Origin of the sequence: Halobellus clavatus (assembly GCF_900107195.1) — an archaeon.
Classification (GTDB): Archaea; Halobacteriota; Halobacteria; order Halobacteriales; family Haloferacaceae; genus Haloquadratum; species Haloquadratum clavatum.
In genome coordinates, this window is sequence record NZ_FNPB01000001.1 from 1 (window position 1) to 25,135 (window position 25,135).

Below are 25,135 nucleotides of genomic sequence, written 5' to 3' on the forward strand. Positions count from 1 at the left end.
GCCGCAATCGCGGCCGGCGTCCTCGTGAACACGGCCGGCTTCCTCCAAGCGACCGCGGAGGACGCTGGTCAAGAGAGCGTCGACAAGGTCACGAACCGTGTCGAAGTCATTAACCAACACGGCACGGTCGGACTGAACGATACGATCTCCAATATGACGCTGACGGTGCGGCTCGCCGCTGGATCGAGCGCTGTCGATATGGATCAAACCTCGATCAAATACCTCAGCGACGATCAGGTCACGACGCTGACCAACAGCTCAAGTAGTATGGAGTACGCTGCTGGGAATGCGTCGACATTCAACCTAACGGCAGTCGAAGGAACCGACAGCGACAATTCCTTCGGCGTGCTCAACAGCGGGGCCGACCGCTACGAGGTGACGATCAACGCCTCCGCGATCGAAGGGGGCGACCAGTACAATGGACTCGACACCGGTGACAAGATCCAACTCGACATCACGAGTCAGACTGGCGGCACCACGCAGGTCATCCTGACGATGCCCCAGCAGCTTGCAGGGAAGGACTCGGGCGAACCGGTCAAGCTCTAATCCGGTTCCACTTCCGCACCGACGCGATCCGCGATTCATTTTCTCTTGCTGCTACCTAGGTAGCGATAAGAACGCTGGCACAGTCAGATATCGTAATCGCGTCTGCTAACCATCTAACTATTCGCCGGGCTACAGATATCTCAGATAAGAGATGCCGATCGACGAATGGATCATCTCGGGAAGAGCGTCAGCTACTCCAGTCCGCCTGCGCCGCCGCCCTCGCCTTCGCTGAACATCGGCGGCGATTCGCCGACCATCGAGAACCCGGCGGCCTGTTCGTACACTTTGAGACCACCATCATCGATCTCGAGGGGAAACATCGAGTTCTTGATCGCCTGCTTCCGCATCTTCGCGACCCAAACGTAGCGGTTCGACGTCGAACCTGCGGGCGATTGGATCAGGTAGATGTTCCCGTCGGTCAGGAAGTTCTCAAGGCCGATCTCGGTCTCGGGGAAGACCGCCGACTGCTCCATCGTCAGGATCGACGTGAGGCCGCTGTCCTTCAGGATGTCGATGAACTTCAGCAGGTACTGCCGCTGTTCTTTCTCGTCCTCGAAAAAGAGCTGGAACATCGTCAGCGGATCGAGGACTAAGCGATCGTACTTCGTATCCTGTAGGTCCTCCAAGATCGTATCGAGTGTCTCCGAGAAGTCGCCACTCTTCAGCAGCGTGCGTTTGTCGTAGATTTTGATGCGGCCCTCCTCGACAAAGTCGTCCCACTTCTCGAAGCCGATGGACTGTGCGGCCTGGCTGATGTCGTCTTTGGACTCTTCGAAGGTGAGATAGATTCCCCCTTCGTCGAACATATCGACGCCGTTGTAGAGATACTGCAGCCCTAGCAGGCTCTTGCCGGTCCCGGGGTTGCCGCTTACGAGCACTGCTGCGTTCTCGACGATGCCGCCGTTGAGAATCGAATCGAGGCCCTCGATCCCTGTTTTGACAAATTCTGGCATACGTGTTGTCACTCCCTCGCGGAGGTTGGGTGGGTGGTCCGTCCCGCATCCGGATAATTCTTCGCACGGAGACAGGCCGCAAGAGAAACCATCTGCGAATCGACAGACCAATACGTGGCCGATCTGCGTATCTGGTTCTATCACGAGCGATAATTTGGAGCGAACCTTCTTGTACCGATACTGGGATAAATTAGCTAATGCTACCTGTTCCATCGAGACCGGGCGACCCAGTCGGCGGACCCGCCCCGTCGGCACGGACGCCAGAGGGAGACAGGCCTCAGCAGCGGTTGCGCCGAAAGGCGGCTGAGCGTCGTCGGGGGGGATTGGGATGGGCGTGATGAACTGGATCGACGGCGACAGCGACGACGAGGAGTCCGATACGCTCGCTACCGACGGGCTCGGGTTCGACGAGGACCTCGACGACCTCGACGGTGAGATGGGCGATCTCGACGGCGGAGGTGACGACAATCTCGGCGGCGGAATGGACGATTTCGACGACGGGATGGGTGACTTCGACGGCGAGATGGACGAGATGGGCGACCTCGACGGCGGTGGCGGCGACGACTTCGGGGGCGGTGGCGGCGACTTCGGTGGCGCGGAGGTCGATCCCGATACCATCGCGGAGATGGAGGACCGCATCTCCGAACTCGAGAACCAGGTCAGTTCGACCACGTCAGAGATGAACACGGTCCGCGAGGAGAACAAACAGATCGGCGAGACCGTCGAGGAGCTCGACGAGACCGTCCGAAAGCTGCTCGACATCTACGAGATGGTGACGCGTGGGATCAACCCCTTCGTCGACGACGCCCGGGAGATGGGCGGCCTCGAAGGCGACGGCGCGTTCGGCCTCTTCGAGATGGAAGAAGAGACCGAAGAGAGCCTCGATTCGGAAGTGGCGAGCGCCGACGCCGAATCGTTCTTCGACGAGGACTTCGGCGACCTCGACGCCGCGGAAGACGAAGCCGAACTCGCCGCCGAAGACGAACTCGCCGACGAAGAGCGGGTCGACCCCGCCGAAGCGCTCGACGAAGATGACGACGACGCGGCGGACGGCGACACCGGCGGCGGGGCCAGCTTCGACGATCTGAAGTCCGAATACGAGGAGAACGAAGGCTGGGACGAGATGGAAGAGGCCGACGCGGCGGCCGAGTCGGCGGACGAAGAGGCGGAGTTCGACGAGATGCAGGACCACGTCGGCGGTGACCTCGAGGGCGACGACGCTGACGCGGACGAGACGGAGGACGAGGAAATGACGGCCGAAGAGAAAATCGACGACGCGCTCGACGGGATGGACGCCGCCGAAGAGATCGAGGCCGACGAGTCGCTCTTCGAGGCCGAAGACATCGACGAGACCGAGGACGCGGTCGAGGACGCCGGAACGGAAGCCACGAACGGGACCGCCGAGTCCACGCACGCTCACTCCGCAGCGGACGCGGGCGACTCGGCAGCCGAACCCGGAAGCGCGTCGCGACAGGAGGCGCCGGCCGACACCGACGCGTACCTGACGGAACTGCCGGCCAGGTACACGGCGGAGTCGGTCGCCCTGGAGTGGACGCGGTTCCTCGTCGACGTCGGCGGCGCGATCGGCGCGGCTCGCGCTCTGCGCCAGTATCGCTCGCTCGGGTGGATCACTCGTAACGTCGAGCGAACGATGTGTGAGCACGTCCGCAACGCCGCTACGGCCGGCGAGACCGAACGGCCGGAGGATCTTCGGGCCGAACACCACAGAGAGAGCCTGACGTACATCAGTCGGCTTGCTGGCGACGTCAGCGAGGCGCGGCTCCTCGATGAGTTGTCAGCGCTCGGAGGTGGTGCTCGTGGGATTCGGCGTTAGCGGTTCGACGGCCGTCATCTTCCTGGGCGTCCTGATCGCGTCGGGAACGTTCTACACGGCTGCAGCCGGGAGCGCAGAGCAGATCACCGACGCGCACGACGGGGAGTCCGAGGATCTGCTTGACCGTCGGAACACCGCGATCGACGTGACGAGCGTGCTCTACAACGAGTCGAGTAGCAATCTCTCGATCGAGGTCAGCAACACCGGCACGACGGCGCTCTCAGTCGAGGATACCACCCTCCTCGTCAACAACTCCCACGTGGTCCCCGATACTACGTCGGTCGGCGGGGACTTCGAGACCGATGTCTGGGCGGCGGGACAGACGCTGACGCTGAACGTCACCAACACGTCCCCGCCCGAGGACGTCAAAGTCGTCGCGGAGAACGGTATCGCCGCCAGCAACGCAACGGTCGAGGTGGTGAACTAGATGGCCGACGTCTCCGTCCCGAGTCTGATCCTGTTCATCGCAAGCATCGTCGTCGCTGCGGGCGTCTCCGGTGTCCTGATCGACACGGTCACCGGCATCAGCGGCGCGCTCGACGATCAGGGTGCGGACGTGGCGGAGAACATCAGGACCGACATCGAAGTCATCAGCAGCTCGGACGGGAACGTCTACGATGGGGCCAACATCACGCTGTACGTCAAGAACACGGGGAGGCGAACGATCCCAGCGACGGCGGAAACGTTCGACGTCATCGTGGATGCACAGTACCGGACGAACGTCACAGTCACGACCGTCGACGGTAGCGATCCGGACTCGTGGGCACCGCACGACGTCGTGCGAATCGATATCGGCGACTCGGATCTCAACAGCGGTGACCACCAGGTCACACTGACCGTCGACGGCGACGAAGAGACCTTCCGATTCAATGTCTAATCTATGGGAACGAATCAATACTCGCTCGGACTGAAAGACCACGATCGCCTCGAAAAAGAACTCGGCGGCGGCATCCCCAAGGGATCGATCGTCCTCATCGAGGGCGATTACGGGGCCGGCAAGAGCGTGCTCTCGCAACGCTTCACCTACGGGATGACCCAGGAAGGCGTCGTCACCACGCTCGTCTCGACGGAACTCGGCGTCCGCGGCTTCCTGGATCAGATGCACTCGCTGACCTACGACGTGGTCAAGCCGCTGCTCGACGAGCAGATCCTCTTCATTCCGGCAGAGATCGACGCGTCGGGGGCCCTGACCGGCGGCGACGAGGACGACGAGCGCAAGCAACTCCTCCGGCGGATGATGGAGGCCGAGACGATGTGGGAGGGCGATGTCATCATCGTCGATACGTTCGACGCCATCCTCCGGAACGATCCCAAGTTCGAGGCGCTCGTCAGGCAGAACGAGGAGCGGCAGGCCGCACTCGAGATCATCTCGTTCTTCCGCGAACTCACCACGAAGGGGAAGACGATCGTCCTGACGGTCGACCCCTCGACGGTCGACGACGAGGCGATCGGCCCCTTCAGATCGATCGCTGACGTCTATCTCGAACTCGAGATGGTCGAGGTCGGCAACGACGTCCGTCGGAATATCTTCGTGAAGCGCTTTGCCGGGATGGGCCAGCAAGTCGGTGACCGCGTCGGCTTCTCCGTCCGTTCTGGCATCGGAATCGTCATCGAGTCCAGGAGTGTCGCCTGATGGCAACCGAACACGGCTCTGCGAGCATCGACAACGAACTGAAGCGCCACGCGCAGAAGTGGGGGCACCTCCGGGAGCACCTCAAGCGGTTTCGGCAGATCACCGGGGAGTTTCCGATGCTCGTCGACGAACCGGACGGCTACGAATCGCGGCGGCCGAACATCATCTACCACCTGGGCGGGCCGGTCTACTGCCAAGTGTACGGGAACTTCGGCGAGACGACGAAGTACTACACGATCGAGCCGGAACTCGACGACGAGGAACGCAACCTCTTCGGCCAAGTCAAAGACAAACTCCTCGAGCGGTCCGTCGAAAAGCCAGCCCCTGCTGAGGACACCGAGTACGAAGAGCGGATCAAAGAACTCCTCGAAGAGATCGTCACGCTCGAAGAGGCGAACACCGGCCGACTCAACGAACTGATCCAGCGGCTCGAACTCGGTCCACTCGAAGTGACCGAAGAGACCTACGAGAAGGTACAGTACCGGCTCGTCCGCGACATCGTCGGCCTCGGCCCGCTGGAACCGATTATGCGCGATCCGGCGAACGAGGACATTCACGTCATCGGGCCCCGTCAGGTCGACGTCGACCACGGGGAGTTCGGGCTCTTAGAGACCACCGTCGAGTTCGACTCCGCCGACCAGTTCGACAACTGGCTCCGGAATATGGGCGAACGGATCGGCGACCCCGTCTCTGACGCGCATCCGATCGTCGACTCGACGCTGCCGGACGGGTCGCGTATCAACATCATCTACTCAGACGACGTGTCGCTGAAGGGCTCCTCGCTCACGATCCGTCAGGGCGACGACGTGCCGCTCTCGGTCTTCCAGATCGCGAAGTGGGGAACGCTCTCGCCGGAGTTGGCGGCGTACCTCTGGATCGCCCTCGAAAACGAGCGGACGGTGTTCGTCGTCGGAGAGACCGCCTCGGGGAAGACCACGACGCTGAACGCGATCACGTCGTTCATTCCGCGGGACTCGAAGATCTACACCGCAGAGGACACCGCCGAGGTGCTGCCGCCGCACGACACCTGGCAGCAACTCCTGACCCGCGAGGGTCGCGGCGCGGACTCGTCGGTCGACATGTTCGACCTGGTCGCGGCAGCACTGCGGTCACGCCCCGACTACATCATCGTGGGGGAGGTCCGTGGCGAGGAGGGACGGATGGCCTTCCAGGCGGCCCAGACGGGTCACCCCGTGATGCTGACGTTCCACGCCTCGGACATCGTCTCGATGATCCAGCGGTTCACCGGTGACCCGATCAACGTCCCGGAGACGTTCATGTCGAACTGTGACATCGCGCTGTTCCAGAATCGGGTGAAGCGCGGCAACGAGACGCTCCGGCGGGTGACCTCCGTCCAGGAGATCGAGGGGTACTCGAAGGAGATGGGCGGGGTCGTCACCCGGGAGGCGTTCTACTGGGATCCCGTCGAGGACGAGGTCGTCTTCCAGGGCCGGAACAACTCCTTCATTATGGAGGAGAAGATCGCCACGCTGCTCGGGTACGACGACACCCGAAAGATCTACGAGGACATCGAATTCCGGACGGAGATCATTCGGCGGGCGATCCAAGAGAACATCGTCGGCTACCACGAGGTCAACGAACTCATCCAGGACTTCCAGCGCGACGGCACGGAAGGACTCCCGTTCGACATGACGAGGATCGAAGGATGACCCACCGCGAGCAGTCACGGCCGATGGAGGTGAGCCAATGAGCGAGACCAACGACTCCGCGCAGGGCCCCGAATCGAACGTCGGGATCGGCGCGCAGCGAGAGCAACTCAGGAACTTCGTCTCGTCGGTGCTCGACTCCTACGAGCGGATGCCGATGGAGAACCGAAAGTACGCGATCGTCGTACTCTTTCCGACGCTGTTCCTGTTCGTGCTCAGCGTCGTCGGGGCAATCGCGCTTCCGCTTCCGGTGTTGGTCCGGATCCCGATCTTCCTGCTCGGGCTCTTGATGCTACTCGCCGGATTGCTCTACCCGCGACTGCTCGTCGAACAACAGCGCCGTGGCCTCGAGAACCAACTGCACCTCGTGATCACCCACCTGACGGTGTTGTCGACGACGAACATCGATCGGGTCGCCGTGTTCAGACAACTCGGCCGCGAGGAGGAGTACGGCGAACTCGCCGTCGAGATACGGCGGATCACCGAACTCGTCGACACGTGGAACCAGTCGCTCGACGACGCCCTCCGTCGCCGGGCCCGGCTCGTTCCATCGAAGGAACTCGGTGACTTCCTCGATCGGCTGGCGTACTCGCTGAACGCCGGGCAGAGCCTCGACGACTTCCTCCTCGGCGAACAGGAGACGATGATCGACAAGTACGTCACCGTCTACGAGGGGGCGCTCGGCAACCTCGAGGTGATGAAGGACCTCTATCTCTCGATGATTCTGTCGATGACGTTCGCCATCATCAACGCGATCGTCCTACCGATCCTGACGGGGACCGACGCGACGATGACGATCGCGGCCGTCATCGTGCTCTTCATCTTCGTCCAGTTGGGGTTCTACTTCGTCATCCGGACGATGTCGCCGTACGACCCGCTGTGGTATCAGCAGGACGACTACCGGACGAAGAAAGACCGGCAGATCGACATCGCTCTCTACGGGGCGGTGGCGCTGAGTATGACCTTCATCGGCGTGCTGGGCCTCGGGACGATGGGCTGGACGCCGATCGGCCAGTCGGTCCAGCAGGTGATGCTCGATACGCCGATCCCACTGTTGATCGCCATTCCGGTGACGCCGCTCGCGGTGCCCGGACTGGTCGCCAGACACCACGAGAACGGCGTCAAAGAGCGCGACGAGGAGTACCCGGGGTTCATCCGTGCACTCGGGGCCTCCGAGAGCGCGAAGCAAGCCACGACGCGAGCCGTCTTGGAGACGCTCCGTGAGAAGGACTTCGGGGCGCTCTCCCGGGAGATCGACCGGCTGTACGTCCGACTTAATATGCGGGTGGCTCCCGACCGGTCGTGGTACTTTTTCAGTGCCGAGACCAGTTCTTACCTCATCCAGAAGTTCTCTGAGATGTATCTGGTCGGCCGGCAGATGGGGGGGACGCCGAAGCAACTCGGCGAACTCATTTCCAGCAATATGAACGAGGTCATCAAACTCCGTCGGCAGCGTCAGCAGGCGACGGTGACGCTGATCGGCGTCCTCTACGGCATCACCGCCTCGTCGGCGTTCGCCTTCTTCATCGGCCTCGAGGTCGTCGAGATCCTCGCAACGTTCTCGACGAACCTCAACCTCGAACAGCTCGAGTTCGGGAAGCTCATCTACGCCGGCGTCTACGACATCCCGCTCATCGAGTACCTCCTGACGCTCATTATCCTGTTCAACGGCGTGCTGTCGTCGCTGATGATCCGGATGGTCGACGGCGGTCACAAGACGAACGCGTACCTGCACTTCGTCGTGCTGGTCTGGATCGGCTGTGGCAGCGCGGTCCTGACCTCGTCGCTCGCCGGGGGGCTGATCAGCGTATGACGGCCGCTGGCTCCGGCGGCGAGAACGGCGGGGAGGAACGGCCCGACAGCGGCACCGAGCACGGAGACGTGGCCGAGCAGCGATCGGAACTGCTCGAAGCCTACCGGAAGCAGAACAGCAAGGACGGGCAGTCCGACGCCGGATCGGCGAAGGGTTCCGGGGGCTCGAAGTCGCGCTCGAACGGGAAGTCAAAGTCGAAGCAGCGCCCGAAGGCCGACGACGGCGAGTCGATCATCGTCGACTTCATCGCGAACTTCGTCGCCGGCGGCGATGCGGCGTTCGATCCGGTGAAGGGCCGGGTGCTGATGAGCGAGCGGCGCCTCGTGCTCGCGACCTCGGAGACGAGGACGACCGTCCCGATCGCGTCGATCTTCGACATCGCGGTCGGGCAGGTGCCCCCCGAAGTCGAGGAGTTCTTCGACTACACGGTGATGGTGGGATACATCGACGGCGACTACCGTCGGACGACCGTCATCGGCGGCGATCGGGAGCTGATCGAGAAGTTCTCCCTGTTGCTCTTCCGCGCCACTCTCAACGGATCGACCGCGCTCGTCACCCACCCCGCGAAGGTGGGCGGCCGGGTGATGGACACGCCAACGCGGAAGACCGGACTTCACCTCGATTACGAGTCGGTGACGTTCACCGGCGGCAACATCAAAACCGAGCAGGAAGAGCCGTTCTCGATCGACCTCGCGTCGGTCATCTTCTTCGAGGTGATGGAGCGGAGTACTGACGACGGCGAGACGCTGCTCGTGCTCTCGGTACAGCACGTCGAGAACGGCCAGACCGTCACCTCGGAGATCTCGATGACGTCGCGGCGGAAGATGAACATCCTGGGACGATACCTCCGCTTGATCTACCACTGGATCAAGAGCGACGTTCGCGACGTGGAGGTCGAAGAGCACGAACTGGAGGTCCTCGTCGGGCTGTATTCGACGGCCGAAGACATCGACCTCGCGTCGCTGCTCGACATCGACACCGCCGAACTCGAAGCGCGGTTAGAATCGCTTCACGAGGACGACCTCATCACCGACGAGGAGACGCCGGTCGACCTCACGCCGCAGGGGCGGTTCATCGTCAATGAGGAGTTCGAAGACATCAACGTCTGAGAGCGACCCGAGCACCCATCCGGGGTGAGCAGTTTTCCCGATCGCTATCGCAGCTCGTCGAGTGGGACGAAGGCGTCGGCGTCCGCTGCGAGCCACGCCTCGATTCGCTCACAGCAGCTCTCCCGACGAGGGTAAACCGTACACCGATCGGGCTGGTGCTCGTAGCGGACGACGACGCTCCGGAGGTCGAACCGACGGTCGGCCGCTCGGGCGTCGCGTTCCGTACTCGATCGCGAAGCGCGGTTTCCCGGATTGCTGAAGGTGTCGGACATCTCAGTCCACAGTGCAACCGACGTCGTCGACGATATTAAACGGCTCCTGTTGGGCCGACTGGGACTGCCCGGGGGGTGTTGCCGTCGGGTCGGCATCGACGCACCACGGCCGTTCGACAGTCTCAAGTGTGCCGGCGCGCCAACGACTCGGAGAGATGGTTGACCCGACTTCGGACCTTGGTGAAGACGTCGACGAAGCCGACGCCCCCGAGTGTGAGCACTGCGGAGCGAAGATCGTCCAGTCGCCGACGCACCGCGTCGTCACCTGGGTCGAAGGCGGAGCCGTCGAATCCACGCACTTCTGTTCTGCGGAGTGTCGCGACGCGTACGATCAATAACGGCCGCTACGCCGAATCGACGGTCGACCAGAACTGTTCGACGCCGTAGCCGAGCAGATCCGAACTGACCGGGTCGAACTCCTCGCGCTCGGTCTCCGGGAGGTACTCGCGGACGCTGTCCCACGAGGCGCGGGCGTACCGGGCGTCGACGAGCGCGCGGATCCCCACCTCGTCGGGGCCGCGGATGACGCGCCCGATGGCCTGCCGGGCTTTCCGGACTGCGGGCACCGTGAGCGCGGTTTCGAATCCGCTGCGGCCCGACTGTCCCTCGGAGCCGAACCGCCGATCGTAGGCCGTCCGCAGGGCTCTGGTCCGCGGACTGGACGTGTCGATGAGCGGGACTCCGCAGACGGCAGCCGCGGCGAGGCGATCGCCCCGGTAGTCGACGCCCTCCGTGAGGGTGCCCCGGAGGCTCGTCACCAGCACCTTGGGCTCGCCGCCGAAGAACTCGGCTTTGAGCGCTTCCGTCTCGTCGTCGCCTGAGGATTCGTCCAACAGGACCGGGCGATCGAGTTCGTCACGGAGCCCCTCGGCCATCCACGCCGCCTCCGCGTAGTTCGGCATCCCCACGAGGACGTTCCCCGGCGAGCGCGCGATCGCGACGACGGCGTCGACGTGCGCCTGGCGCGTCGGGTTCGACTCCCCGCGCCCGCCCCGGTTCTCGTGTGTGAACTTCGGGACGTCGACCGCGAACGACGCCCGATTCGTCTCCGGGAACGAGAGTCCGTACGTTCGCTCTTCGACCGGCCTTCCAGCGTCCGCGAGCGCGTCGAGGCCCGTCACTTCGCGGAAGACGTCCATCGGTTCCAGCGTCGCCGACATCAACACGCCGCCACCGAACTCCCCGAGTCGGTCGGCGATCGCTTCGCCGGGAACGCAGTTGTGCAGCGCCAGTCGGGCGTTGTACGCGCGCCGCCAGGCGTTTTCGCGCTCGGTCTCGTCCCAGGTGCGCGACAGTTCGATCTCGCGGAAGTACGACACGTGGTCGGTGCGGGCCCAGTTCGCCAGCGTGCGTCCGGCGGCAGGGGCAGCGCGGCGGACGTCCTCGTCTTCGGCCTCGTTCAGGATCCGGGCGACGACCGCGCCGACGGCTTCCGCACGTACCCAGGTCCCCTCGTCGTAGCCGGCATCTGCGGCCCACTCGGTCAGTTCGTCGACCGCGGGCTCCTCGGGGTCACGGAGCGGGAGTTCGTCGTCGTCCAGTCGCGTGAGATCCGCCCGCCAGTCCGGGAGCGTCCGGTCCAGGTGCGCCTTCACGCGCCGGTCGATCTCCGAGCGGAGGTCCGAGACGAACTCCCTGACCTCGCGGAGTTCCGAGAGCGTCACGTCCGCGTCGCCGAGTTCGCCCCGGATCAACGCCGCGTCGGCGTTCTCGGTCTGTGTCGACTCCGACCCCGACTCCTCGAATGCGACGGGTTGGATCACGCGCGTCAGTTCCTGTTCGGCGTCCCGAAGCGTCTCCATACCGACGCCATCGCTCACCAGATCGCGGACGCGCGGTTCGAGCATATGGGCCTCGTCGCAGACGACGAACGTCTCCTCGTCGACGAGCGCGCCGGTGAACGACCCGACCGTCTGGGGGTCGAAGGCGTGGTAGTAGTTTCCGAGGACGACTTCGACGTGCGGGAGGACTGCCCCCATCACCGAGTGGGGACAGGTGCCGTAGCCGGCGCTCAGTTGGACGAGTTCCTCCGTGTCGATGTGTCCGCGGTCGGTCAGGTCGAAGGGGACGGCCTCGATCGGCTCTCCGTCCTCGGGCAGATCGTCGAGGAAAGTGGCGTAAAACGGGCAGTACTCGGTGTCTTCGTAGTCGGCAGTCTCGGGCAGATAGGGCGTCGGTTCGCCGGCCGCAGAGAGGTACGCCGGGCCGTCGGTCGCCCCCGAATCGAGGAGGCCCGTCTGTGTGCTGCGGGCCTCAGAGACGAGAGCGCCGGCCGAGGTAGCGCCGTCCTCGCCGACGAGGTTCCGGGTTCGGTCGCGGAGCCCCTCACAGCGATCGTACACGGTTTCGTCGTCGATGCCGGCGACGTTCGCGCGACTGTAGGGACAGACGTCTGCCTTGCCCACGAGGGTCAGGCCCGAAACGGGCCGCCAGTCTTCGGGGAGGTTGCCGTTGATCGTCTGGAGATCAGCCTCGAACTGCCGGAGTTGCTGTTTGACGCTCGTCAGAACGACCACGCGCTCGTACGTCGAGTCGGGATCCCGAACGCGGTCGATTCCGGCGGTGAGCGCGAGCATCGTCTTGCCGGTGCCGCACGCGCCCTCGACGACCAGGAAGCCGTCGTCGGCGGCGGCTTCGATCGCGGCGTCGATGCCGTCGGCTTGTTCGGGGTACGGCTCGTCGTGGCCGAAGACCGCCTGCCAACTCACGTCATCGAGTCGCTGCGCCGCGTTCATATCGGTGTCGGTGAGTGGTCCCGCCTTCGGATATGAAGCTTCGGCTGTGAGAGATCGAACGCTCCCAGTGGCGGGCGGTGCCCAATACGGGAGAAGGCCGGCGGGTCAGCGGTCGTCCGGGCGGCCATCGGTCGTCGACGGGTCGCCCACACAGACGACGAGGGACTCCCGCGTGGGCGCGTACACGTTCATCTCCCGGCCCTTCACCGAGTAGCGTGTGCCGACCACGCGGACCAGGTCGGCGTCGCGGAGGTTCTGGAGGTGGTGTCGGACATTCTGCAGCGATGTGCCGACGGCGTCAGCGAGTTCCGAGGCGGTCGATGCGTCGTCGTGGAGGGCCGAGAGCGTCGAGCGGGCCGTGTCGGAGGAGAGACAGTTGAGCAGGCGCGCGGCCTCCTCGTCCTCGATCGGGAGGACCCGGACGTCGTCGACGTCCTCGGCGCCGTCGCGCTGTGTCTCGGACGGCAGTAACCCCGACATAGCCCTTCGTACCGGGTTCTCCGACCTAAACGTTTCGCATTTCTTACACACGTCCGATCACGCGTGATCGGACCGATCACGCCGCAGTGGCCGCCGGGTACCCGTCGCTTTTTAGGCCGTTTCGCTCCGACCTTTCGTCGATGATCACGAGCGAACGGATGGCCGCAGTGGATCGCAACGCCGAGGCGCTCGGCGTGCCCCGCAAGCAGTTGATGGAGTCGAGCGGGAACGCCGTGGCGCGGGCGATTCACCGACTGGCCGACCCAGAGGCGTCCGTCGCCGTCGTCGCGGGTCGCGGCAACAACGGCGGTGACGCGCTCGTCGCGGCCCGGTTCTTAGCCGAGTACGACGTGACCGTGCACCTGCTCGGGCGACCCGAAACGATCGCGACCGATATCGCTCGCGAGAACTGGGCCGCGCTCGAGGCCGCCGAGTACGACACAGAGACCGTGACCGACTCGGCTGATCTGGCCCTGGGCGACCCCGACGTTGTCGTCGACGCGATGCTCGGTACCGGTGTCACCGGCGCGCTCAGAGAACCCGAGGCGACCGCGGCGACTGCCATCAACCGCACCGACGCGACCGTCGTCGCGGTCGACGTCCCCTCGGGCGTCGACGCCGATACGGGCGACAGCACCGGCGTCGCAGTCGACGCCGACTCCGTCGTGACGTTTCACGACGACAAGCCCGGGCTGGCGTCCGTCGACGCCGACGTGACCGTCGCGGAGATCGGAATCCCCGAGGCCGCCGAACGGTTCACTGGCCCCGGCGACCTCCTCGCGCTCGGGCGGCCCGAGCAGAGCCACAAGGGCGACTTCGGGGAGGTACTCGTGGTTGGCGGCGGTCCCTACACGGGCGCGCCGGCACTGACCGCGCGGGCGGCACTCAGGGCGGGTGCGGATCTCGTCCGGGTAGCCTGCCCCGAATCCATCGCTCGGGAGGTCCAGAGCTACAGCGAGAGCCTCATACTCAGGCCCTATCACGGGGACCGCCTCGCGGCCGCGAACGTAGATCCCGTCTTAGACCTCGCGGCCGATCACGACACGGTCGTGATCGGTCCGGGACTCGGCAGTCACGAGGAGACGCTCGCCGCCGTGAGCGACATTCTGGAGGCGTACGAGGGCACGGCCGTCGTCGACGCGGACGCCCTCCAGGTCGTCCCGGCGGTCGAGACCGACGCCACGCTGATCTGTACGCCGCACCAGGGAGAGTTGCGGAAGATGGGCGGCGAGACCGACGAGGACTGGCGAACGCGGACCGACCTCGTCGTGGAGTTCGCCGCGGAGTTGGGACACGTCCTCCTCGTGAAGGGCGCCTACGACGTGATTGGCGACGGCGGCGAGCATCGGGTGAACCGGACCGGGAACCCGGGAATGACGGTCGGCGGCACGGGCGACGTCCTCGCCGGGGCGGCCGGCGCGCTGGCGTGCGTCCTCGCTCCCTTCGAGGCGGCGGCCGTGGCGGCGTACGCGAACGGACGCGCGGGCGACGCCGCGGTCGAAGACAGCGGACACGGACTGGTGGCACCGGACCTGATCGATCGGCTGCCTGCGGCGCTCTGGGAGGGAGATGAATGAGCGACGACGAGCAGGCGAGCGGCGGAGAGCAGGCGATCGAGGATGGGAGCGAACTGACGCACGTCGACGAGACCGGCGACGTCCAGATGGTCGACGTCGGCGCGAAACCCGATACGAACCGCCGGGCGGTCGCCCGGGGGACGATCCACCTCACCGAGTCGACGATCGATGCGATCCGCGACAGCGAGATCGGGAAGGGCGACGTCCTCGCGACCGCCCGGGTCGGTGCGGTGCAGGCGGTCAAGCACACCTGGGAGACGATCCCGATGTGTCACCAGATCCCGATCACGAACGTCGATACCGACTTCGACGTCCGCGCGGACCGGGTCGTGCTCACGGTCACCGTCGAGACGACCGGAAAGACCGGCTGCGAGATGGAGGCCCTGGAGGGCGTTACGACCGGACTGAACGTCGTCTGGGATATGGTCAAGGCCGCAGAGAAGACCGAATCGGGCCAGTATCCCGACACTCGGATCGACGACGTGCACGTGGTCCGAAAGGAGAAGCGGGCGATCGACGGTGACGACTGAGCACTAACTGACAGGGTCGGATTGAACGCTCGTCACGGTGGGCAGTGCACGAGTCAGAGCCAATTCATACTGTCGGACAGAAGTTCGTGAATCATTTTGGCACCCACGAGGTGCCGATGATTTTCACATAGTTCTGTCCGACAGTATCAGCGATGTGAACCGACCGGCGAGGCGCGCACGATTCGGTATCGGGTCATCAACTTCGCCTCCAGTCCGCTGGCAACCGCCGCCAGAGCGGCACAAAGATGCCGTAGAACGACCCAATGACGACAGCAACTGCGATCGCGGCGACCTCAACCCCTGATCGTTGTAGAACGTCCAACGCGATCCGGAGGACGATGAGAACGCTGAGCCCCCAGACAGCCGGGGCAATCCGGTGGGTGAGGGCCTGATTCGAGCACCACGGCCTGAGGTGTTCACCCGACAGGCCTGAATTTTGAGCGGGGAGTGCCGACGCGTTCCGAACGGGTCGCTCGGTCCGGGAGTTGTACTGGGCGGTTCGACTCGGAGGCGATTACCGGTCGACGCTCGGTTCCGACTCGACTGACTCCGACTCGACCGACTTCGAGTCGGCCGCGGCGGCGTGCGGCGATTCCGCCGAGGCGCGGACGTCGCCGGCTTTCGCCCGTGCGCGTTCGACGATCGCAGGGCGGGCGGTGAACTCGACGATGACCTCCTCGCCGGTGTACTCCTCGTCCCGGACGTTCCCGTGGTCGTAGACCCACGAGACCAGACTCATCGCCTCGTCCGACAGCGGGAGCAGGAGCCGCTCCTCGCGCCAGTCGGGGAGCTCCGCTTCGATCCGATCGGTGAGTTCGCCGACGTTCTCACCGGTGAGCCCTGAGACGCAGACGGGATTGGGTGCGAGCGCGTCCAGCGCGTCGCGTTTCGCGTCCAGTTCCGTGTCGTCGACGCGGTCGATCTTGTTGAGAACGGTGACGATCGGGGCCTCGTTGCGCTCGTAGAGCGTATCGTGGCTCGTGACGAGTTTCTCGCGCATCTCGGCGATCGGCTCCGACGCGTCGACGACGAGCAGCACGAGGTCTGCGCGATACACCGAGTCCAGCGTCGACTCGAAGGACTCGACGAGCCAGTGGGGGAGATCCGAGATGAACCCGACCGTGTCCGTCAAGAGCACGTCCCGCGTGCCGGTGTCGGCCCGGCGCGTCGTGGTCCCGAGCGTGGTGAACAGCCGGTCCTCGGATTCGGCAGTCGGATCCAGATCCGGATGCAGGTCCTCGTTCTCGCCGACGTCGAGGTCGTCAGCGAGTCGGCGCATCAGCGTCGACTTGCCCGCGTTGGTGTAGCCCGCGAGTGCGACCAGGTCGAATCCGGACTCCCGACGCTGTTCGCGGCGAGTCTCTTCTTTGTCCGCGATGGCGTCCAGTTCCTGCTTGATGCGGGAGATCTGGGCTTTGATGTCCTGTTCGCGGCTCTCGTCGTACTCGCCGAGGCCCATAAACCCGGGACGCTCGTCGCGCTTCGCCAGCGAGGTCTTGGCCTCCGCGCGCGGGAGTTCGTAGCGTAGCTCCGCGAGTTCGACCTGCAACTGGGCCTTGCGGGTGTTCGCCCGCTGGCCGAAGATCTCCAGGATGAGCGTGAACCGGTCGATGACCTCGACGCCCTCGGGGAGTTTGCCGCCGATGTTGTAGGTCTGATACGGACCGAGTCGGTTGTCGACGATGACCGCCTGCGCACCGGTTTCAGCGACCAGTGCGGCGAGTTCGTCGATTTTTCCCTCACCGAAATGGTAGGCGGCGTCCTCCGTGCGCGACTGTGAGAGCGTCGCGACGACGTCGTAGCCCGCCGCTGCAGCGAGGTCTGCGATCTCTGTCAGATCTGCGCTGTCGCCGCCGTCGACCCGCTTGGCGACGACAACGGGATCCTCGTCGGTCATATGTTCCCCGTGGGAGCCGCGATATCTGTCACCTGCACTGTCTCTCACCGAATAGGCGGCCGATGCACTTGAACGCTACCCGCCGAGCGCCGAAGCACCGGATTTGAACCAATGACCACAGAGCCGAGGGTATCTCACATCCAGTTCTACTTATTTCGTTTAATCCTGTATTGATAACGGTTAATACCCCTATTGTTAGAGATAAGTTTAAACAGGTCCGGCTTTTAGAAGAGATATCTTGATGATTCGACGCGATACGTCCCGATTTATCCCACCGGACGCGCTCCTGTTCGTCGCACTCGCGACCATCTGGGGGCTCTCGTTCGTGGCCATCGAAGCCGGACTCGAAACCGTCCCACCGCTGTTTTTCGCTGCGATTCGCTACGCCCTCGCCGGGGTCCTCGTGTTGGGGTACGCCGCAGCGACGACCGACCGCGTCCGCCCACGGGGGCGGACCGAGTGGCTGAACGTGGCTGTCGTCGGTGGCTTGCTGGTCGCCGGCTACCACGCGCTGCTGTACATCGGCCAGACGTTCGTCCCCGGACCCGTGGCGGCCGTCGTGGTCAGCCTCTCGCCGGTCCTGACCGCCGTCTTCGCCGCCACACTCTTAGAGGACGCGCTCGACGCGACGGCTGCCGGCGGCTTCTTGCTCGGACTCGTCGGCGTCGCCGTCGTCGCGGATCTCGATCCGGGGAACCTCCTAGGGGCGGACGCCACCGGGATCGCCGTGCTGTTCGGCGCGGCCGCGACCTTCGCGCTCGGGGCGGTCCTCTCGACGCCGCTCCGGACCACACTCGCCGACGTGTCGATGCAGGCCTGGGCGATGCTGTTCGGCGCGGGGATCCTCATCGGCGCCTCCCTCGCCCGCGGCGAACCGGTGAGGACTGTCGCCTGGACGCCGACTGCCGCCCTCGCGCTGGCCTATCTGACGCTGTTTTCCGGCGTCATCGGATTCCTCCTGTACTTCGCGCTCCACGAACGCATCGGGCCCAGCGAGACCAACCTCGTCGGCTACTTCCAGCCCGTCGTTGCCGCGCTCGCGGGATGGGCGCTGTTCGGACAGGCCGTTACCCCGGAGACGGTCGTCGGTTTCCTCGCCATCCTCGCGGGGTTCGTGATCGTCGAGCGCGAACTCCTCCGGCAGACGATCGGCCCGGTGCGCTTCCATCCGGACAGTCTGCGGTACCGACTCCGGAAGCGCTTCCCGAGACTGCTCGGTCGGACGTACGGCCGATCGGTCGCGGGTCGGGTCGCCCCCGACGCCGTGTACGAAGACGATGCGACCAGCGCGGAGTACGGATACGACGCGGACTGACCGGCGCCGATCGGAACTGACGGGGGCTCCTCGGTCGTCGCGGGGCCAGACGGTTCCTCTCGGTTGTAGCGGAGACTCGTTGCGCTACTCGATACATCGGACCTGCGCGGATCTCACTGGATCGGATCCCAGTCGAAACCGCGGCGGTCGAGTCTACTCCTCGATGAAGTCGGGTTCGATCCGCTTTTCCTCGTACTCGGACTCGAGGTGCGTCCGGAAGGTCTCGACGTCGACGTCACCGCGCTCGCGCTCCTTGCGGTCACGGACCGAGATGGTTCCCGCTTCCTCCTCGTCGCCACCGACGATGATCATGTACGGCACGCGATCCTCCTGCGCCTCACGGATCTTGCGGCCCAGCGTCCACGACCGGTCCTCGACGTCGACGCGGAAGTCGCCGAGTTGGTTCTTCACGCGGTGCGCGTAGCCGAGTTGATCGTCGCTGATCGGGAGGATCCGGACCTGTTCGGGGGCGAGCCACAGCGGGAACTTCCCGTCGAAGTGCTCGATGAGCACCATAAAGAACCGCTCGTAGGAGCCGTACAGCGCGCGGTGGATCATCACCGGGCGGTGGTCCTCGTTGTCCTCGCCGGTGTAGGTGAGCTCGAACCGCTCGGGCATATTGAAATCGAGTTGGACGGTCGGACCGTCCCACTTTCTACCCAGGGCGTCCTCGAAGGCGAAGTCGATCTTCGGGCCGTAGAACGCGCCGTCGCCGGGTTCGAGGTCGTAGTCGATGTTCTGGTTTTCGAGCACCGAGCGGAGCTGGGATTCGGCTTGCTCCCAGATTTCGTCGCCGCCGACGGACTTCTCCGGCCGCGTCGCGAGCGCGACGTGAGCGTCCAGACCGAAGGTGTCGAGCACCTCGTAGATGGCGTCCATCACCTGATTGACTTCCTGTTCGATCTGCTCGGGCCGGCAGAACAGGTGCCCGTCGTCGATGGTGAACGACCACACGCGCGAGAGCCCCGAGAGCTCGCCGCGCTGTTCTTTGCGGTAGACCTTGCCGTCCTCGAAGTACCGAACGGGTAACTCCCGGTAGGACCAGGACTTCTGATCGAAGATCGTCGCGTGTCCCGGACAGTTCATCGGCTTGAGGCCGTACTCCTCGTCGTTGACGTCCAGCAGGAACATGTCGTCGACGTAGTTGTCGTAGTGGCCCGACTTCTTCCACAGTTCCGTCCGGAACAGATGCGGCGTCTCGACGGGGTCGTATCCAGCGTCGACGTTGAGGTCGCGCGCGTACGCGGAGAGTTCGTCGAGGATCTTCTTGCCGTTCGGGTGATACAGCGGCAGCCCGGGCCCCGTGACGTCGGGAATCGAGAACAGGTCGAGTTCCTGCCCGAGTTTCCGATGATCACGCTCTTTGGCCTCCTCCCGCAGCGAGAGGTACTCTTCGAGGTCGGATTCGGACTCGAACGCGGTCCCATAGACCCGCGTCAGCGTCTCGTTGTCCTCGTCGCCGCGCCAGTACGCCGAGGAGATGTTGAGCAGTTTCACCGCACCGATATCGCCGGTCGACTCGACGTGGGGGCCCTGACAGAGGTCCTCGAAGTCGCCCTGGACGTAGAACGAGACGGGATCTTCGCCGGCGGCCTCGTTCTCGAGGATCTCCTGTTTGTACTCGTTGTCGTCGTAGGTTTCGAGCGCCTGCTCTCGCGGGCGGTGTTCCCGTTTGATCGGCAGGTCGTCTTCGAGGATCTCCTGCATCTCGGCTTCGATCGCGTCGAGGTCGTCGGCGTCGAGGTCAACGTTCGCGACGTCGTAGTAGAAGCCCTCGTCGGTCGGCGGCCCGATCGCCAGTTTCGCCTCGGGATACAGCCGCTGGAGCGCCTGTGCGAAGACGTGCGCCGCCGAGTGCCGCAGGACGCGGAGATACTCGTCGCTCTGGTCGGTCACGATGACGACCTCCGCGCCGTCGTGGACGGGGTCGGCCTTGTCGACGAGTTCACCGTCGACGACGCCCGCGACCGTGTCGCGTCCCAGTCCGGGCCCGATCTCGTAGGCGACGTCCGCCACGGTCGCGTCCTCCGCGACGGAGAGTTCCGATCCGTCGGGGAGGCTGACAACGATTTCGCTCATACGCGTTGGGAGTGCGAGCGCACGAATAAGTGTTTTCGAGTCGTGTGCGCCGCCGTTCAGTGGCGCCCGTGGACGATCAGCAGATGGCGTAATATGGGTAGAGTTCGCCCTCGTCGGTGACCTCGACGTAGGCGTTGCCGTAGCACGCGTTCGTCTCGAGTGTGACGCTCTCGGTCGTGTTGCGAGCGGTCGCGATCACGCGGAAGGACTCGATGCCGTCCGGATCGGCGTCGGCGAGCGAGTACACCTCGCGGTCCGCGCCCGGTTCGAACGTCGCCGTCTCGTCGTAGACGGTTTCGTTCGTGGCCTCGCGGACGACGCGGATCCGGATCTCAACGCTCCGGTTCCATCGGTTTTCGACGGAGACGACCTTGTCGGCGTCGGGGATCTCGGCGGCCCGTTCGGTCGACGTCCACTCGTCCGTGTCGGTCTCGCCCGGCGTCGGATCGGGCGTCGGCGTCGGGGACCCAGAAACGACGGTGGCCGTCGGGGTCGACGTCGCCGATCCGGGAGTCTCCGATTGCGTCCCGCCCAGACAGCCGGCTGTGAGCACCAGAATCACGAGGACGATGACGCCGATTCGGACTCGTCGCATCACGGACCGATAGACAGCAGTGGGCGATAAGGGCCTTGTGGAGACCAAAAGAAGCGCGTTAGGAGCCCGATTCGTCGGTCCCCTCGGGTGCCGCGGCGGACTCGGCTTTCACCTCGTCGGCGTACGCGTCGGCGAGTCGCGTCGGCTCCGGGAGTTTGTAGCCGTCACAGAGCCGTTCCACCAGATCGGTCGCGGTTCCAACGCCCACGCGGTGGCCGGGGCTGACGAAGACGGGGTTGATGATGGGCCGGGAATCGTACTGGCGCGACTGGAGCGCGTGACCGAGGACGGTTCCCGGATCTGCGTTCTCGACCTCGCTGTCGGCACGGATCGGGGTCCGCCAGCCCGCGGGTCGTTCCGCGAGGTCGTCCTCTGGCGTTCCACACAGGAGCCCCTTGGCGACGCCGACGCTCGGCACGTCGAGCGTCGCGCCGATGTGCGTCGCCAGGCCGGCCTGTCGGTAGTGGATGCGACCGCTCCCGTCGAAGACGACGAGGTCCGGTTCACAGGACAGGTCCGCAACGGCCGCGAGGATCGGGCCGCCCTCGCGAAACGCCAGCAGGCCGGGGATGTAGGGAATCTCGAGGGCGGTGACGGCGTGGGCGCGCTCGACGACCGCGTCGCCGCGGCGGACGACGACGACGCTCACCGCTCGGTCGTCGAGGAACGCCTGGTCGACGCCGGCGACGAGTGGGGGCTCGCGCGTGCGACGACCCGTGTCGTCGAGCGTCCGCTCGGAACGGGTCGAGACCGCTTCGGGATCGAACGCGAACGCGTCGTCCCATATCGCGGCCGCAGCGACCTCGTGCTGGAGCGACTCCATCTCCTCGCGCGTGGCCGACGCATCGGGGACGAACTCGGGACGAGCGGGGTCCATCGGATCGGTTCAGCGGCGGCCGGGACCGCCGGGGCCACCGGGACCGCCGGGACCGCCCATCCCGCCGCCGCCACGACCGAACTGCAGCGAGTTGGGGACGCCGACGCGCCCTTTCACGCGAGCGCCGTAGGCGAGTCCGATCACCAGGCCGGCGAGGTGCGCGAGGTGCGCGACGTTGCCGCCCATAAGGCCGCCGCCGGCGGCACCGAATCCGGCCACGATGCTGAAGGCCGCGAAGCCGAAGGTGAGCAGCCACAGCGGCATCGGGATGATGAAGTAGAGGTAGACCTTCAGGCTGGGGTTCAGCACGGTGAGTACGCCGAGAATGCCCATAATCGCCCCGGACGCGCCGACGACGCCCGCGCCGAACGGCCCGACGGTGAAGAGCGTCGACAGGACCTGAGCGAGTCCCGCGATGATCCCGGCGCCGAAGAAGAGCGCCGTGAATCGTTTCGTGTCGAGGTACTGCTCCACTACGGGACCGAAGAAGTACAGCGCGATGCTGTTGAACGCGATGTGAGTGAAGCCGCCGTGCGCGAAGATAGACGTGATCCACGTCCAGACGAACTCGATCTGTCCGGGCGAGAGGACGAACACGCTCCGCCAGAGGAGGCTTCGCGGTCCCGCGCCCAGGAGGAAGGGGAAGATGAAGTACTGGAGCGCGAAGGTGATCCACATCGCGCCGAGGAAGACGTAGCTCATATTCCCGCGGAAGTAGCCGAGCGGGCCGCCGGTCCCGAAGAGGCGGTCCGTCAGACTCTGTGCGGACTGTCGGCCGGGGTTTTGCACGGAGTCGTCGAACCCGCTGTCGAAGACGCCGGAGGGATCGTTCCACTCGTTGAGCCCCGGACAGTCGTGATTTTCCGGGAGCCGATGTTCAGCACAGAAGGTATCTCCGCACCGTCGGCACTGGTACGGCATATTTTCGTGCTTCCCGCACTCATCGCAGGTAGCCATCACTCTCCGTAGTCGCGGCGTGAGTAAAAGCGGTTCCCCTCGTGTCTCCAGTCTGTCGGAAGCGAGACACCGTTCGACGCGAACGGGCCCGCCGCGCAGTCCAGTTCCGGTCGGGACAGCGAGTGAGCCACCGGCCGAAGCCGTTCGCGATAACGACTTTATCCGGTGCGCACCGACGGCGGATCGTGACGGGACTCGAATCACACGACGTGCCCGCAGCGGTCGATCCCGCGAACTGGGAACTCCGGGTAACCGGAGCGGTCGCCGATCCGCTCCGGATCGACCGATCGTGGTTGAGCACGTTCCCCGCGGAGACGTTCACACAGGACTTCGAGTGCGTCGAGGGGTGGACGGCGGCCGGATTGACCTGGCGAGGGTTCCGCGTCGGACACCTCCTCGAGCGGGCGAAGCCGACGGTCCAGAGCGGTCACGCGCTCGTCCGCGCGATGGACGGCGAGTACGCGTGCGCCTTCCCCATCGAACGCCTCGCGTCGGCCGTCCTCGCGACCGAACTGGACGGGGAGCCGCTCGGCGTCGACCACGGCGGACCGGCCCGGTTGATTCCGACCGAATCCGAGTCGGACTGCTGGGAGAGTGTCAAGTGGGTGGCCGAGATCGAGATCTTGGAGTCAGAGCCGACCGATGCAGACACCGCTGAGGCGCTCGCGCTGTCGCGGATCGAATGAACCGAGCGGCGCAACGGGCAGTGTTTCGCAACTCGCTTCGGACGTCCGGGAGCGGCGCAGCGGACGGCGTTTCGTGACTGTCCTTCGACGTCCGGGAGCGAACGCCCCACTGGAAGAGCGGCGTAGCTACGACGAGCGTTCCGTGCGGTGATCCGGGTCGTCGCCGGTCGGGGCCTCGTCAGCGTCACCCATCCCCGGGTGGTTGCCGGGGACGACAGTCGGATGCGCAACGGCGAGGCGCGGCGTATTGGCTGACATCACAACTGACGATTCGTGCCCTGGGCGCAAAAGATTACCCATACGCATAACGAATGCCGTGAGCCGAGGCGTATTCACCGAGGTTATATGCCGGACTATCCGGTCGAGAGAAACGCGAGAGAACGAGAGCGGCGTTACGCGAAGTGCTCGTCGTAGAGGTCCATCGCGTGTTCGATGGCGTCTTTCGCGGCGTCGGCGTCCTCCCAGCCGAGCGTCTCCGTCTCCTTGCCCGCTTCGAGGTTCTTGTACGTCTCGAAGAACTCTGCAATCTCGGCTTTCTGCTGGTCGGTGAGGTCGTCGACGTCCTCGACGTGGTCGTAGCGGGGATCCTCGTCGGGGACCGCGATGACCTTGTCGTCTTTCTCGCCGTCGTCGTCCATCCGCATCAGCGCGACTGGGCGGGCCTCGATGACGCAGCCCGGGAACGTCTGGTCCTCGACGAGGACGAGGATGTCGAAGGGGTCCTCGTCGTCGTAGTACGTCTGCGGCAGGAAGCCGTAGTCCGAGGGGTAGTGGACGTTCGAGTGGAGGACGCGGTCGAGGACGACGCCCGGAACGTCCTTGTCGTATTCGTATTTGTTCCGTTCGCCTTTTAGGCACTCGACGACCGCGTACACGACGTCCGGCGCGTCCGGACCCGTCTCGAGGTCTTCCCAGAGGTTGGTCATATTGGCTCTGTCTCCGAACGTGCAAAAAGTCCTTTCGCATCGCGGCGGTGGCCGCATATCGGCACTGCTGCCACGGGGTGATGTGTTGATGAACCCCTCGCCTCGAGCGGTAGTATTCTAAGATTCTTCGGCGAATCTTTCAAGCAACCAACCATCGTATCCCGCTCGCCGTCAAGCGGTGTCGAATCGTTGTATAACGGCTACTGAGGGCCCCTAGACCGGATAATTCGCGATGTTCTCATATCAGGTAATAAGGGTTAAATATCCCGCCTACCTCTCACGAGGTATGTCAGAGGCACAAACAGTTACTGACACCGGCAGCGTGGTGCGCGACCTCACCGCATTTCAGCAGAACATCCTCGTCATTCTGGCTGAGGAACCGATGTACGGCCTCGCGATCAAGCGGCAACTCGAGACGTATTACGGAACCGAAGTGAATCACGGGCGACTCTATCCCAACCTCGACGACCTCGTCGAGATGGGTCTCGTCGAGAAGAGCGAACTCGACAAGCGGACGAACCAGTACGAACTCACGTCCGAGGGTCACGACGCACTGCTCGATCAGTTCGAGTGGATGGTCAAGAAGTTCGTCACCGGCGAAGAACGGGCCGCCGAACTCACCGACCTCATCAGCGCGCACCAGTAACGACGACT

At 64.7% G+C, this 25,135-nt stretch carries 25 protein-coding genes; 14 read left to right on the forward strand and 11 right to left on the reverse strand.

Translation table 11 applies throughout. The annotated features are described in order from the left end of the window. On the forward strand, positions 1-546 hold a 546-nt coding region (locus BLU74_RS00005), incomplete at its 5' end, for a flagellin (RefSeq protein ID WP_139175560.1). A gap of 191 nt (positions 547-737) precedes the next feature. On the opposite strand, the gene BLU74_RS00010 is transcribed toward BLU74_RS00005, so the two are convergent. Continuing rightward, positions 738-1,499, reverse strand: coding sequence for an RAD55 family ATPase (locus BLU74_RS00010; protein ID WP_089763782.1), 762 nt, complete (start codon positions 1,497-1,499; stop codon positions 738-740). Between the two features lie 328 nt (positions 1,500-1,827). Between BLU74_RS00010 and BLU74_RS00015 the strand changes: the two genes are divergently transcribed. The 7 genes from BLU74_RS00015 to BLU74_RS00045 are packed head-to-tail and all read left to right on the forward strand — an operon-like array spanning position 1,828 to position 9,555. Further along, entirely contained in the window at positions 1,828-3,333 is a 1,506-nt protein-coding gene (locus BLU74_RS00015) for a FlaD/FlaE family flagellar protein (protein ID WP_089763784.1), read from the forward strand. Continuing rightward, positions 3,317-3,760: an archaellum stator protein ArlF gene (locus BLU74_RS00020; RefSeq protein WP_089765177.1), complete on the forward strand. Its 444-nt coding sequence runs from the start codon at positions 3,317-3,319 to the stop codon at positions 3,758-3,760. The genes BLU74_RS00015 and BLU74_RS00020 overlap by 17 nt, the downstream gene beginning before the upstream one ends. Further along, on the forward strand, positions 3,761-4,210 hold the full coding sequence (locus BLU74_RS00025; protein ID WP_089763787.1) for an archaellum stator protein ArlG: 450 nt from the start codon (positions 3,761-3,763) through the stop codon (positions 4,208-4,210). 3 nt (positions 4,211-4,213) lie between these two features. Then, positions 4,214-4,966 (forward strand): archaellum protein ArlH, encoded by a 753-nt coding sequence (locus tag BLU74_RS00030; protein WP_089763789.1) that lies wholly within the window; start codon positions 4,214-4,216, stop codon positions 4,964-4,966. Then, on the forward strand, positions 4,966-6,636 hold the full coding sequence (locus BLU74_RS00035) for a type II/IV secretion system ATPase subunit (protein WP_089763790.1): 1,671 nt from the start codon (positions 4,966-4,968) through the stop codon (positions 6,634-6,636). The genes BLU74_RS00030 and BLU74_RS00035 overlap by 1 nt, the downstream gene beginning before the upstream one ends. Positions 6,637-6,673: 37 nt before the next feature. After that, positions 6,674-8,446, forward strand: a complete 1,773-nt coding sequence (gene flaJ, locus BLU74_RS00040; protein ID WP_089763792.1) for an archaellar assembly protein FlaJ — start codon at positions 6,674-6,676, stop codon at positions 8,444-8,446. Next, entirely contained in the window at positions 8,443-9,555 is a 1,113-nt protein-coding gene (locus BLU74_RS00045; RefSeq protein ID WP_089763794.1) for a CheF family chemotaxis protein, read from the forward strand. The genes flaJ and BLU74_RS00045 overlap by 4 nt, the downstream gene beginning before the upstream one ends. Before the next feature lie 44 nt (positions 9,556-9,599). Here BLU74_RS00045 and BLU74_RS00050 read toward each other — a convergent pair whose 3' ends face one another. Next, positions 9,600-9,827, reverse strand: a complete 228-nt coding sequence (locus BLU74_RS00050) for a DUF7511 domain-containing protein (RefSeq protein ID WP_089763796.1) — start codon at positions 9,825-9,827, stop codon at positions 9,600-9,602. 155 nt (positions 9,828-9,982) lie between these two features. Here BLU74_RS00050 and BLU74_RS00055 point away from each other — a divergent pair, with 155 nt between their 5' ends. Next, positions 9,983-10,165 carry a DUF7576 family protein gene (locus tag BLU74_RS00055; protein ID WP_089763798.1) on the forward strand — a complete coding sequence of 61 codons (183 nt, stop codon included), beginning with the start codon at positions 9,983-9,985 and terminating at the stop codon, positions 10,163-10,165. A 6-nt stretch (positions 10,166-10,171) separates the two neighbouring features. Here BLU74_RS00055 and BLU74_RS00060 read toward each other — a convergent pair whose 3' ends face one another. Then, positions 10,172-12,562 carry an ATP-dependent DNA helicase gene (locus BLU74_RS00060; RefSeq protein ID WP_089763801.1) on the reverse strand — a complete coding sequence of 797 codons (2,391 nt, stop codon included), beginning with the start codon at positions 12,560-12,562 and terminating at the stop codon, positions 10,172-10,174. 105 nt (positions 12,563-12,667) lie between these two features. Further along, a complete protein-coding gene (locus BLU74_RS00065; protein WP_089763803.1) occupies positions 12,668-13,042 on the reverse strand; it encodes an ArsR/SmtB family transcription factor in 375 nt (124 codons plus the stop codon). Positions 13,043-13,182: 140 nt separating this feature from the next. On the opposite strand from BLU74_RS00065, the gene BLU74_RS00070 reads away from it, so the two are divergent. Next, a complete protein-coding gene (locus tag BLU74_RS00070; RefSeq protein WP_089763804.1) occupies positions 13,183-14,619 on the forward strand; it encodes an NAD(P)H-hydrate dehydratase in 1,437 nt (478 codons plus the stop codon). Then, positions 14,616-15,149: a cyclic pyranopterin monophosphate synthase MoaC gene (gene moaC, locus BLU74_RS00075; RefSeq protein WP_089763806.1), complete on the forward strand. Its 534-nt coding sequence runs from the start codon at positions 14,616-14,618 to the stop codon at positions 15,147-15,149. The genes BLU74_RS00070 and moaC overlap by 4 nt, the downstream gene beginning before the upstream one ends. A gap of 514 nt (positions 15,150-15,663) precedes the next feature. Here the strand turns inward: moaC and hflX are convergent. After that, positions 15,664-17,046, reverse strand: coding sequence for a GTPase HflX (gene hflX, locus BLU74_RS00085; RefSeq protein WP_089763810.1), 1,383 nt, complete (start codon positions 17,044-17,046; stop codon positions 15,664-15,666). A gap of 241 nt (positions 17,047-17,287) precedes the next feature. On the opposite strand from hflX, the gene BLU74_RS00090 reads away from it, so the two are divergent. Next, positions 17,288-18,361, forward strand: coding sequence for a DMT family transporter (locus tag BLU74_RS00090; protein WP_089763812.1), 1,074 nt, complete (start codon positions 17,288-17,290; stop codon positions 18,359-18,361). Between the two features lie 153 nt (positions 18,362-18,514). On the opposite strand, the gene thrS is transcribed toward BLU74_RS00090, so the two are convergent. The 4 genes from thrS to BLU74_RS00110 all read right to left on the reverse strand — a co-directional run bounded on the left by thrS (position 18,515) and on the right by BLU74_RS00110 (position 22,869). Then, positions 18,515-20,440, reverse strand: coding sequence for a threonine--tRNA ligase (gene thrS / locus BLU74_RS00095; protein ID WP_089763814.1), 1,926 nt, complete (start codon positions 20,438-20,440; stop codon positions 18,515-18,517). Positions 20,441-20,516: 76 nt separating this feature from the next. Next, positions 20,517-21,035, reverse strand: a complete 519-nt coding sequence (locus BLU74_RS00100) for a hypothetical protein (RefSeq protein WP_089763816.1) — start codon at positions 21,033-21,035, stop codon at positions 20,517-20,519. A 58-nt stretch (positions 21,036-21,093) separates the two neighbouring features. Then, on the reverse strand, positions 21,094-21,912 hold the full coding sequence (locus BLU74_RS00105; RefSeq protein ID WP_089763818.1) for an endonuclease V: 819 nt from the start codon (positions 21,910-21,912) through the stop codon (positions 21,094-21,096). A gap of 9 nt (positions 21,913-21,921) precedes the next feature. Continuing rightward, positions 21,922-22,869: a rhomboid family intramembrane serine protease gene (locus BLU74_RS00110; protein WP_089763820.1), complete on the reverse strand. Its 948-nt coding sequence runs from the start codon at positions 22,867-22,869 to the stop codon at positions 21,922-21,924. A 185-nt stretch (positions 22,870-23,054) separates the two neighbouring features. Between BLU74_RS00110 and BLU74_RS00115 the strand changes: the two genes are divergently transcribed. Further along, the gene (locus tag BLU74_RS00115) at positions 23,055-23,555 is read left to right on the forward strand and encodes a molybdopterin-dependent oxidoreductase (RefSeq protein WP_089763822.1); all 501 of its coding nucleotides are present in this window, start codon (positions 23,055-23,057) and stop codon (positions 23,553-23,555) included. 126 nt (positions 23,556-23,681) lie between these two features. Here BLU74_RS00115 and BLU74_RS19435 read toward each other — a convergent pair whose 3' ends face one another. Together BLU74_RS19435 and BLU74_RS00120 are read right to left on the reverse strand one after the other, a co-directional pair. Next, positions 23,682-23,813: a hypothetical protein gene (locus BLU74_RS19435; RefSeq protein ID WP_281241793.1), complete on the reverse strand. Its 132-nt coding sequence runs from the start codon at positions 23,811-23,813 to the stop codon at positions 23,682-23,684. Positions 23,814-23,947: 134 nt separating this feature from the next. After that, on the reverse strand, positions 23,948-24,481 hold the full coding sequence (locus BLU74_RS00120) for an inorganic diphosphatase (protein WP_089763825.1): 534 nt from the start codon (positions 24,479-24,481) through the stop codon (positions 23,948-23,950). Positions 24,482-24,767: 286 nt separating this feature from the next. Between BLU74_RS00120 and BLU74_RS00125 the strand changes: the two genes are divergently transcribed. Then, the gene (locus BLU74_RS00125; RefSeq protein ID WP_089763827.1) at positions 24,768-25,127 is read left to right on the forward strand and encodes a PadR family transcriptional regulator; all 360 of its coding nucleotides are present in this window, start codon (positions 24,768-24,770) and stop codon (positions 25,125-25,127) included. Positions 25,128-25,135: the final 8 nt, after the last annotated feature.